The 623-nt window shown below is 53.9% G+C and carries 1 rRNA gene; it reads right to left on the bottom strand.

What is annotated here, in order from left to right:
• Positions 1–18: 18 nt before the first annotated feature.
• Positions 19–623 (bottom strand): 16S ribosomal RNA (locus CIK04_RS31200); the annotation flags it as partial.

Raw genomic sequence — 623 nt, 5'->3', positions numbered from 1 at the left:
ATCGCAATAATCATCGTATAAGGAGGTGATCCAGCGCCAGGTTCCCCTAGCGCTACCTTGTTACGACTTCACCCCAGTCATGAACCACAAAGTGGTGAGCGTCCTCCCGAAGGTTAAACTACCCACTTCTTTTGCAGCCCACTCCCATGGTGTGACGGGCGGTGTGTACAAGGCCCGGGAACGTATTCACCGTGGCATTCTGATCCACGATTACTAGCGATTCCGACTTCATGGAGTCGAGTTGCAGACTCCAATCCGGACTACGACGCACTTTTTGGGATCGCTCACTTCGCAAGTTGGCCGCCCTCTGTATGCGCCATTGTAGCACGTGTGTAGCCCTACTCGTAAGGGCCATGATGACTTGACGTCGTCCCCACCTTCCTCCGGTTTATCACCGGCAGTCTCCCTGGAGTTCCCGACATTACTCGCTGGCAACAGGATAAGGGTTGCGCTCGTTGCGGGTACTTAACCCAACATTTCACAACACGAGCTGACGACAGCCATGCAGCACCTGTCTCAGAGTTCCCGAAGGCACTCCAGCGTCTCCGCTAGATTCTCTGGATGTCAAGAGTAGGTAAGGTTCTTCGCGTTGCATCGAATTAAACCACATGCTCCACCGCTTG

Source organism: Vibrio sp. 03_296 (genome assembly GCF_002265885.1).
Note: the sequence above shows the minus strand (reverse complement) of the source record. Positions and strands in the feature narration are given on the sequence as shown.